Below are 1,057 nucleotides of genomic sequence, written 5' to 3'. Positions count from 1 at the left end.
TATAGCCGACCAAGAAACAAAATATTCCAATAGCCGCGGCAACACAGCCTTTAGATAAACGATGGATTTTGTGTAGCATGAAAATTCACCTATTCTCTGTTGATTGGCGCTAAGTATAGAAAGGAATTTCGACTTTGCTGAATCGATAGCAGTGCTCTGTATAAGTTTCTGGATTAATAATGCTCATCATTATGCTGTAGATTATCGAGATAAATCTGTCATCATCACAGGTAATGTTAAGATTGAGGTTCGACTTTTGAGTGTTGTGAATCCTCACTCTACGATTATTCAGCTAGTAAGATGGAATCTTAATGCGACAGCTAATCGATAAAATTTCTTTCTTTTACGGACTTATCGCCCTCAGTGTTCTCTGGTTAGTGCTTGCCTTTTTTATGGGTGATGAAACTCTCGATGCGCCCAGCATAGTAAGCTCTCCTGTCCCAGACTTCTCCAGCTATAAGAATGTAAAAGAAAAGAAAGACGCGTTTTTTTCTTACTTCTTACCTATTGTGGAACAAGAAAATGTTCGTTTGGAAAAACTACGTAGCGATATTCAAACCGAAAAGAGTCAAACAGAGCTTGAGCAGCTTGCCAAAAAATACCGCTTAGAGATTAGCTCTCCGATTACTGCGCCAGAGAAAGAGCAATTGCTGTCTCGGATCGATCAAATTCCCTCATCGTTAGTGTTAGCGCAAGCAGCGATTGAATCCGCCTGGGGAACATCTCGGTTCGCGACTCAAGGGAATAATTATTTTGGTCAATGGTGTTTTACCAAAGGCTGCGGTTTAGTTCCTTCCGCTCGCAATGATGGGGCGATTCATGAAGTGCGTGTGTTTGACTCGCCAACAGACTCTGTTCATGCGTATTTTAGAAATATTAATTCCCATCCAACCTACGCTCAGCTGAGAGATTTACGTGCGCAAGCACGCGCAAATGGCGAGCCCATTCACGGCTGTGTGCTTGCCGAGGGGTTGTCGAGATATTCAGAACGTGGTCAGCATTATATTGATGAGATTCGACAAATGATTCGCGTAAACAAACTCACTCCGCATAGTTT

1 protein-coding gene is annotated in these 1,057 nt (G+C 42.3%); it reads left to right on the top strand.

Annotated elements, in window-relative coordinates; genetic code table 11:
* Nucleotides 1-311: 311 nt before the first annotated feature.
* Nucleotides 312-1,057: glucosaminidase domain-containing protein (locus tag A3762_RS16065; protein WP_068756600.1), on the top strand; the 746-nt coding region annotated here is incomplete at its 3' end.

The organism is Oleiphilus sp. HI0125, from assembly GCF_001635355.1.
The sequence above is the reverse complement of the archived record's forward strand: the minus strand, read 5'-3'. Positions and strand labels throughout refer to the sequence as shown.